At 37.6% G+C, this 8,783-nt stretch carries 8 protein-coding genes and 2 pseudogenes; 8 read left to right on the top strand and 2 right to left on the bottom strand.

Annotated elements, in window-relative coordinates:
• Positions 1 to 113: 113 nt before the first annotated feature.
• A pseudogene (locus RTK36_RS16100) lies at positions 114 to 1,536 on the bottom strand (IS3 family transposase).
• Between the two features lie 253 nt (positions 1,537 to 1,789).
• Between RTK36_RS16100 and RTK36_RS16095 the strand changes: the two are divergent.
• On the top strand, positions 1,790 to 2,020 hold the full coding sequence (locus tag RTK36_RS16095) for a hypothetical protein (protein WP_312048241.1): 231 nt from the start codon (positions 1,790 to 1,792) through the stop codon (positions 2,018 to 2,020).
• Positions 2,021 to 2,226: 206 nt separating this feature from the next.
• On the top strand, positions 2,227 to 2,367 hold the full coding sequence (locus RTK36_RS16090; protein ID WP_312048240.1) for a hypothetical protein: 141 nt from the start codon (positions 2,227 to 2,229) through the stop codon (positions 2,365 to 2,367).
• Positions 2,368 to 2,692: 325 nt separating this feature from the next.
• Here RTK36_RS16090 and RTK36_RS16085 read toward each other — a convergent pair whose 3' ends face one another.
• Positions 2,693 to 3,067, bottom strand: coding sequence for a helix-turn-helix domain-containing protein (locus tag RTK36_RS16085; RefSeq protein ID WP_312048239.1), 375 nt, complete (start codon positions 3,065 to 3,067; stop codon positions 2,693 to 2,695).
• Between the two features lie 360 nt (positions 3,068 to 3,427).
• Here RTK36_RS16085 and RTK36_RS16075 point away from each other — a divergent pair, with 360 nt between their 5' ends.
• The 6 genes and pseudogenes from RTK36_RS16075 to RTK36_RS16050 all read left to right on the top strand — a co-directional run.
• Positions 3,428 to 4,093: a response regulator transcription factor gene (locus tag RTK36_RS16075; protein ID WP_312048238.1), complete on the top strand. Its 666-nt coding sequence runs from the start codon at positions 3,428 to 3,430 to the stop codon at positions 4,091 to 4,093.
• Positions 4,090 to 5,103 carry a sensor histidine kinase gene (locus RTK36_RS16070; RefSeq protein ID WP_312048237.1) on the top strand — a complete coding sequence of 338 codons (1,014 nt, stop codon included), beginning with the start codon at positions 4,090 to 4,092 and terminating at the stop codon, positions 5,101 to 5,103. The genes RTK36_RS16075 and RTK36_RS16070 overlap by 4 nt, the downstream gene beginning before the upstream one ends.
• Positions 5,104 to 5,188: 85 nt before the next feature.
• Complete coding sequence (locus RTK36_RS16065) at positions 5,189 to 5,956, top strand: ABC transporter ATP-binding protein (RefSeq protein WP_312048236.1); 768 nt, start codon at positions 5,189 to 5,191, stop codon at positions 5,954 to 5,956.
• A complete protein-coding gene (locus RTK36_RS16060) occupies positions 5,946 to 8,180 on the top strand; it encodes an FtsX-like permease family protein (protein WP_312048235.1) in 2,235 nt (744 codons plus the stop codon). Before RTK36_RS16065 ends, RTK36_RS16060 begins: the two co-directional genes overlap by 11 nt.
• A gap of 80 nt (positions 8,181 to 8,260) precedes the next feature.
• Positions 8,261 to 8,431: pseudogene (locus RTK36_RS16625) on the top strand (YwbE family protein); the annotation flags it as partial.
• 73 nt (positions 8,432 to 8,504) lie between these two features.
• Positions 8,505 to 8,783: DUF6054 family protein (locus tag RTK36_RS16050; protein WP_312048234.1), on the top strand; the 279-nt coding region annotated here is incomplete at its 3' end.

Below are 8,783 nucleotides of genomic sequence, written 5' to 3'. Positions count from 1 at the left end.
AGCTATTTAAAAGAATTTCATAACAAAAAGGCTAAGATGTAGATCGATTAATGATGTGACCCCAAAAAGTTAGACTTTTTTAGCGTAGCAGTTTTAAAGCTGCTACGTTATTTTTATGCAACCAAGGTATTGAGCCTGTATTCCACAGGACTCATCCATTCTAGTTTCTCTTTAATTCTTTTTTCGTTATAATACTTTATGTATTTTTCAATCGTATCCTTTAGATTATCAAAGCTATAGTAAGTAATTCCATAGTACATTTCTTGCTTCAATATTCCAAAGAAGTTTTCCGTAACAGAGTTATCATAACAGTTACCTTTTCGCGACATACTTTGAAAGATTCTGCTATCTTTTAGCATAAGTGAATACGCCGGCATTTGATAAGCCCAGCCACGGTCAGAATGAAAGGTTCTTCTGTATGGACAGTCCGATGTTATTTCTATCGCTTGTTTCTGGGCAGACAAAAAATTTACTGCTGATGGATTTCTGCTAATTCCATAGCTTAGTATTTCTCCGTTGAACAAGTTTAAAAACGGATCCAAATATAACTTTTTAATAGTCATTCGCCCATTATCATCAATCTCGTAATATTTGAATTCTGTAGTATCCGTAGTAATCTTCTGATGTGGAATGCACGTGTGAAAACGTCTATGAATTCTGTTTGGTGCAATTCGCCCTACTTTTCCTTTACACGAATTATATTTTCGACTTTTTCTTGTAAAGGATGTGACCTGGAGTTTAAATTTTCGCATAATTCTCTGAACTTTCTTTTTGTTCACCGTGTATCCTTGTTTACGAAGTATAGCATGCATACGGCGATAACCGAAATCTTTGTGTACGCCATGAATCTCAATAACCTTATCCTCTAACTCTTGGTTAGGATCAACTCTGTTGAATCGTTTCTGCCAGTACATATAAGTTGCTTTTGGAAAACCTACTACAGCGAGAATATCTTTTAATTTGAATTCTCCTCGGAGGCTGTGGATAATTCTCGCTGTTTTTTCAGAAAAGTTTCCTCCTCTAAACGCAGTCTCCTCAGTTCTTTTAAATAAGCATTCTCTATTCTAAGTTTAAGTAATTCATCTTCAAGCTGTTTGATATGTTCTGCACCTGTATCAACTGGTATTGCTTCGCTGGCTTGAACATTAGCATTCTTCTTTGTCTTTGACTCCAATGATTTCTTCCGACCTTTCTTCTTTGGTCTCAATGCATCAGGTCCAGCGATTCTAAAATCATTTACCCACTTAGTAAGAAGAGCTGGATTGAAAATACCTTCTGTAAGAGCTAATTCCTGATATGAGATTTCACTTGTTAAATATAATTCTACTACATGAAGTTTATATTCGAAAGAGTATTTTATATTTTCTCTACAACGAATTAATCCTTCATCACCGAATTGACGATATATACTAATCCACTTACGCAGCTGCGTATTAGAACCTAGACCATATATTTTGGAGAGATAAGATGTTCCCCCTTTCCCATCCAAGTGTTCTAAAACAATTTTTTCTTAAATTCAAAACTATGTTTTGCCATAAAAAAACCGACCTCCCTATCGTTAGATTTTTAGGTCTAACTTTTGGGGGTCGGCTCAGAACGATCTGTGACTTAGCCTTTTTATATTCCTTAAAAACTAATATTCATCTATAATGATTTACTATGAAATGATGAAAATTATTTTCATTCCTATTCATCTAGTGCTGAATAATTCCCCATCATCGCAAGAAGACAAACGGAGAAGAGAGATACTGTTGCCATACCAGCCACATTTTTTGATTATGCCATAATTATGCCGCATTTAATATTTAATTATAAACCAACAGATGAAGGTAGTCGGTTTCAACAAGGGTTTTTAACAGGAGAAAAACTTTCCGGATATATTGTTATTAATGAATCAACCAAAGAAATAAATGAGGATACATATAAGGAATATACAGAAAAATTAGAGAAAATTGCAAATAAACATGGGGTTTCTGGTTTATATAAAGTTCCATATTGGCCAGTTGGTTTTGTTTGGTAATCTTCTTCAAGGAGGTTAATAAATAATTCACATTTATTACAAAAAATAAGTATCTCTCACAAAAATAATTTTAAGCTTTCCTTATGCAACATAGCATGACAAAATAAATATATACTCGTATAAAATCTCATTTATGACTTATAAAGTCTATTTCACGGTGTTAGGTGAATTAATAATATATTAAGATTTCATTGGGAGGAGTTAAAATGAAAAAAATTAAAGAATTTTTGAGAAGTAGCAGTGTTAAATTGTCGGCACATATGATTTATGCTTTGGCATCTTTTTTTGCGATCATGATGTGCCATGGAAAACTGTACCAACCAAAAGTTCCGAAAAGATTAAAATGAGAATTTAAAAATGATGAAATATTTAGTATTACATATTGAATGAGTGAATAATTATGAGGCAGAGTTTTTAGGTCAGCTTAAATGACCTACAGGCGCTGCCTCTTACTCATTTACATGCCCTGAATCCAGACAAATAAATTCTAAAATGTTCCTGCAAACAGTGATTCAAATTCATTTCTGGATAATCGGAAATTCATTCGAAAATAAATCCTCTTAAGTCGTCACAAAATCGTTAGCAATGGCATCGACAGAGTACTCCTCTTTAAACTCACCACTTTAAATGCCAAGGGTGACTAGCCAGAAAACACCACTATTGATGGCCTTGTTATAATTCATAAATAGGTTGTGGTTTGATTTTACTGATATCCGTTTGCGAGACAGGGCATAAGCCATCGTGACCTATGGGGGTATCCGTTTGGCAGACAAATAAACTCGTAATTAAATAGGAATTATTGATCTGCCTGCCGCCATTAAAGTTTTTGGTAACCACGATCAGTCCTTTATCCGAAAGCTGTTTGATGGCTTTGCTGACAGAGCTTATTGCTATTCCGCAGGCCGATGCGATGGTCTGCTTGCTTGGATAGCATCCGCTTATTTTATTTCTGCATTTACACAGATAGCAATACACATAAAAAGCAATCGGTGACAGCTTGCAATTGAACATCTGATTCTGTACGACAAAAAAGGTTCCTCGTATCATATTTGTGAACACAATCCTTTCCAACGAGAGAGAAGGCATAAAAAATGTCCCTCACTTCTAATAAGGAAAAAGAAAAGGAGCTGCACGATTCATAAAGTTAAGATTTATTAACTTGAATTTATTTTCTTCAACGTATACACTAAAAGTCATAAAATGGAGGAATATAAATGGTTGATTATATATCTGTACAGCCGGTTTCTGATAAATGGGAAATCTCCTAGCGAAGAAAACAAAAGCTCTGTGAAGAAAATAGAATTAAAGGAGCGGTTGGCTTTGGCCGTAGATGGGCAATTTCCAAGGATACACCAAAGCCTGCGGACGGCAGACAGAAAGAAAACAGGAAAAAGGAGTGATGATTTCATGTATCAAATTATGGTGATTGAAGATGATCCAGTTATTCAGGAAGAGTTATCGGTGCTTCTGAAAAGTAATGGCTATGAAGTAATCCTGCCAACGGATTTTTTTAATATTATCAATGAAATACAGAAGAACCCTCCACATCTGCTTTTACTGGATATCAACCTGCCAGTGCAGGACGGCTTTAAAATTTGTTCGAGAATACGCACATTTTCCAATGTGCCGATCATATTTGTCACGAGCCGAAACACAGATATGGATGAACTGAACAGCATCATGCTGGGTGGCGATGATTTTATCACAAAACCATACAATACACCTATTTTACTGGCTCGTATTGCATCACTGCTAAAACGCACCTACGCTTCTGAGCACGCAGAAGATTTGAGCTATCGGGAAGTCACTCTCCATCTGGAAAACAGCAAGATTGAGTATCAAGGAGAGTTGGCAGAGTTGACGAAAAACGAGCTGAAAATTATGGTATTTCTTTTTCGCAATGCAGGAAAAATTGTTTCCCGTGCGGATTTGGTGGAATACCTTTGGGACAGCCAGCTTTATGTAGATGACAATGCCCTCAGTGTAAACATTACGAGAATCCGGGAAAAATTAAAGCAAATCGGGGTAACAGATTTTATCCAGACAAAGCACCGACAGGGGTATTTGATATGAGGTATAAAGAGTATTTAAAAGATCAGCTTCCTGCTATCGTTACACATATTCTATCTATGCTTTTCTGTGTGGTTTTCTTGTCGGCAATCGATATGCAGGCGAGTATTATTTTGATTCTGCTGGTTTTCTGGATTTTGATTTCTGCAAGCTATATCCATATCCGTTTCTTTTTACGGAAAAGGTATTTTGCAGAGCTTCTCTTACAGCTGGAGCGGTTGGATAAAAAATATTTGATTTCTGAGGTTATGGAGCATCCCATACTAACAGAAGATAAAATTTACTATCACCTACTAAAGGCTGCAAATAAATCCATGATGGAGCAGGTGTCAGAATCCAAAAGAGAGCGCAAGGAGTACAAGGAATATATTGAGCAATGGATACACGATGTCAAAACGCCTATTTCGGCAATGAAGCTCCTATGCGAAAACAATAAATGCGATACCACTCGAAAGCTGATGGCAGAATTGGAAAAGGTCAGCCACTACACTGATCAGGCACTTTATTATGCCAGAAGCGAAAATGTAGAAAAGGATTATTTAATCAAAGATGTTTCTCTGTCAGAAATGATCCATGCCGCTGTTGCAGAGAACAAGCAGCTTCTGCTTCAAAACCATATTTTGGTAGAAGTAAAGGATTGTAACGATACGGTCTATACCGATGAAAAATGGATTGGCTTTATCTTGAATCAGCTCATTTCTAATGCGGTAAAATACAGTAAAAAAGAACCAAAGATAACCTTTGAGGCAAATTCCAAGCAAGGGCAAGTCGTTTTAAGCATTGGTGACAATGGTGTTGGGATATTAGAAACTGATCTACCTCGGATTTTCGAAAAAGGTTTTACCGGTGAAAACGGCAGAACCGGGAAAAGCTCTACCGGGATCGGTTTGTTCTTGTGCAAACGCCTTTGTGAGAAGCTGGGCATCGGCATTGCCGTAAAGTCTGAGTCTGGGCAAGGAACACAAGTAGAGTTGTATTTCCCCAAAGGAGATTTTGTGAAAGTGCAGGAGTAAATTTCCTGCACTTCTTACATTTTTGTAAGAAAAGTAGATACAATCATATTTCTTTATTCGTTAAAATGAATGTGAGGTGAAAAACATGAATCAACTTTTAAAGATTGAACATATTGAAAAATATTACGGCAATAAAGGCAACCTTACCAAAGCCCTCGATGATATCAGCTTTGAGGTGCAAACCGGTGAGTTTATTGCCATTATGGGGGCTTCCGGTTCTGGAAAGACAACTTTGCTGAACTGTATTTCCACCATTGATACCGTCAGCGCAGGTCATATTTTCTTAAGTGGCACAGATATTACAGAAATCAAGGAAAAAGAAATCTCCCGTTTCCGCAGAGAAAATCTTGGGTTTATCTTTCAGGATTTCAATCTGCTGGATACGCTCACGATCAGCGAAAATATTGCAATGGCTTTGACCATCAATAAGGTGCCTATAGAAGAAATTGAATCTTGTGTAAAACACATGGCTGAAAAACTGGATATCGTGCCAATACTGGATAAGTTTCCCTATCAGGTATCTGGAGGCCAGAAACAGCGCTGTGCCTGCGCAAGAGCGATTATTAACAATCCTAAGCTGATACTGGCAGACGAACCAACCGGAGCGTTAGACAGCCGCTCGGCGCAGATGCTTTTAACGACCATTCAAACCATGAATCAAGAATTGGGCGCAACCATCCTTATGGTAACCCATGATGCTTTTACAGCAAGTTATGCAAAACGAATTTTGTTCCTGAAGGACGGTCAGATTTTTACGGAAATTCTGCGGGGGGAACAAAGCAGAAAGCAGATGTTCGGGAAAATCCTTGATGTGATGACACTGCTGGGAGGTGATTTATCCGATGTACGTTAAGTTGGCCTTGCGCAACGTTAAGCGTTCTGCAAAGGATTATCTAATTTATATGCTTACCTTGATTTTATCGGTGGGACTGTTTTATGGTTTTTTATCCATCACAAGCCCTTCCTATAACAGCAGGCTGCCGATTCAGATGAATCTAGAATACTTCTCAGGAAAAATGAAAATCATCATCCCTGTTATTGCCTTACTACTTGTTTTTCTTATTTCCTATGTCAATCGCTACATGATGAAACGCAGAAAAAAAGAATTTGCACTGCAAACCATTATAGGGATGGAACAGCGAACAGTAGCTTATCTCTTTTTTATAGAAATGCTTCTAATGGGGCTTGTGGCGGTCTGCTTAGGTGTTGTACTCGGAGTGCTTTTATCTCAAATTGTAAGTGCAATCATTATGAGCAGCTTTGGGGCGGTATTTAAGCCATATTTCTCTGTTTACCCTGACACTATTCTCTGGACTTTGCTGTTTTTTACCACATTGTTTTTGATCATCGGTATCGGTAATGTGCGTATCATACGCAAGCAGAAAATAATCGATATGCTGAACGACAGCCATAAAACGGAAAGTGCTTCTACACTAAAGGACATGCTTCTTACTCCTATGACTGCCAGTTGTACGGTGGATATTGGTATTCTGCTTCTTTGCAGCCATAAAATCGTGCCCTTTTGGAATCGGCTAAGTGAGCAAGCAAGGTGGATGACAGGAGCCAATATTGTCAGTGCAGCTGTATTCCTGCTTTGTGTGTTTATGTTTCTTTTTGTCACCGGAAAGATGAAAAAAGATGGCAGCTTCGGGGCAATTCTGCTATCTGTAACTTCTCTGATTACAGGAATATTGCAATTACAGCTTCAGGGGCTAATTGATGAACTGCTGCGGAGTGGACTCATCAGCGGGGCTTTTTATACCTTTGTTCCTCCTGTATTGGCGGTTGGCATGATCATTTTTAGTCTAATTTCATTTTTTAGCTGCCTTTCATGGCTACTGGTTCTGATGAAAAGGAAATCAAAGCATTTCAATTATCAGAATTTGTTTTTATTTGGGCAGATTATTTCAAAGCTAAAAATCAATTCCAAAACAATGGCAGTTCTATCCTGCGCTTTTCTGTTCTCCTTAGTTTTGCTTGGATGGCTGCCTACCTATACCGCACAGGTGGACGGATATTTGAAAGCACGTTCCCTCTATGACGTTCAAATTTTTTCAGCTTATACACAGGTAAATAATATTAATCAATTGCCTAAAACTGCGATAGACAACTCATATCTGAACCACTATTTGTCGGACGGAGGCTATGAAATAACCGGAAGTACAACCGTAGAAACCTATTTTTTGAAAAACAGTGATTTCAATATCCGAATTCAAAAGGATATGCCGGTTCTTGGTATTGCTCTCAGCGATTACAATGATCTTCTTAAATTGTCCGGACACGAAGAAATCACTTTGCCTCAAAATGACTTTGCCATAGCGTGGGATCATAAGGCTTTATCAAGCGAAATAGCGGCATTTAATCAGCAACACACACAGATACAAGCGGGAGAAACTATACTCACCAAGGTTCAAGGAGCCGATTATCAGATAAATGTCGGTATGGGGATTTTTACAAGCAGAATGAAAGCAGTGTATATCTTACCGGATTCTGTATGTAACAGCCTTACTCTTGCAACCATCTATTACGCCGCCAATACGACTGAGCCTCTTTCCTACGATTTCGCAAGCAAAATGGATGAGGAAATTAGTCCTTGGTTGAATAACAGCGGTATGGTTCCCCAAAACAGTGGATATGTGAGACTTAAGACCTTACAACTCAATGAGGGAATCTCAAACTCGCTGATGCTTCGGCTGGGAGGTACTTATACAGGCTTGGTTTTAATTGTAATATCCCTTACAATCTTAGCTTTGCAGCAGCTTACCGATGCCTCCGAACACAAACAGAGATTTCAGGTGATAGAAAAGATTGGAGTGGACAAAGTCCAGATTAAGAAGCTAATACGGCAGCAAATGTCTGTATGGTTCTGCGTTCCCGTTGTTGTGGCTCTATGTGGTGCTGGGGCAATCTTTATATACCTGTTGAAAGTTAATTATGGAAATTACATCCCTTATATCACGATAAATCACGCACTCAGAAATGTATTTAGTATATATGTTATTTTCCTTTTCATATTTGCCTGCTACTTAGCTGTTACCTATGCTTTGTTTAAGAGGAATATAGCGGGAAGTGAGTAGCAATACCTGATACAACAGAGGGGTGAATTTCTAACTAATTTATGTTAACAAGGAGAAAACATAACTGACAAAATAGATCTGATGTTAAAATTGGTGCAACAGTAAAAATTGTATTAAAGGCTGATCAAAGAACCGGGAAACTGACAGAGGGGACAGTAGGTAAAATACTGACCAACAGCAACTATCACCCTCATAGTATTAAAGTAATGTTAACAGATGGGCAAGTGGGAAGGGTTCAGGAAGTGAATTGATTCAGAGCTAATTAGAAATACTGATGGGAAATTTTTATTCCTATAAGGCGTATATTCGGAAAGGGTAAAGGAAATGGCAAAATATGAAAAGTGTGTACATGGAGATTTTGATAAAATTCTGGAGCAATTAAATGAAGATATTTTCAAAATTGGGTTGAGCATAGAATTGGTTGATAAAAGTAATTATGAGTATGAAAATGTTAAAGTGGCCATTAGAGTATATGATAAATATTTTATGAGAAATAGCAGTAGAGCAAGTTTAAACGTTACAGTTATTGACAGTGGAGGGGAAGTTTATATATCTGCCATTGGTGCTGGTGGTGGAAAGGGTGCTATTTTTAATTTTAGCTTG

It is taken from the genome of Anaerotignum sp. (genome assembly GCF_031981185.1).
Lineage (GTDB): Bacteria > Bacillota > Clostridia > Lachnospirales > Anaerotignaceae > Chakrabartyella.
This window is presented reverse-complemented; position numbering and strand designations above follow the sequence as displayed.

Excerpts from the sequence above, each read along its gene's own strand:
- RTK36_RS16075 (WP_312048238.1), top strand. The coding sequence starts at position 3,428 with ATGTATCAAATTATGGTGATTGAAGATGATCCAGTTATTCAGGAAGAG.
- RTK36_RS16090 (WP_312048240.1), top strand. The coding sequence starts at position 2,227 with ATGAAAAAAATTAAAGAATTTTTGAGAAGTAGCAGTGTTAAATTGTCG.
- RTK36_RS16085 (WP_312048239.1), bottom strand. The coding sequence starts at position 3,067 with ATGATACGAGGAACCTTTTTTGTCGTACAGAATCAGATGTTCAATTGC.
- RTK36_RS16070 (WP_312048237.1), top strand. The coding sequence starts at position 4,090 with ATGAGGTATAAAGAGTATTTAAAAGATCAGCTTCCTGCTATCGTTACA.
- RTK36_RS16095 (WP_312048241.1), top strand. The coding sequence starts at position 1,790 with ATGCCGCATTTAATATTTAATTATAAACCAACAGATGAAGGTAGTCGG.
- RTK36_RS16060 (WP_312048235.1), top strand. The coding sequence starts at position 5,946 with ATGTACGTTAAGTTGGCCTTGCGCAACGTTAAGCGTTCTGCAAAGGAT.
- RTK36_RS16065 (WP_312048236.1), top strand. The coding sequence starts at position 5,189 with ATGAATCAACTTTTAAAGATTGAACATATTGAAAAATATTACGGCAAT.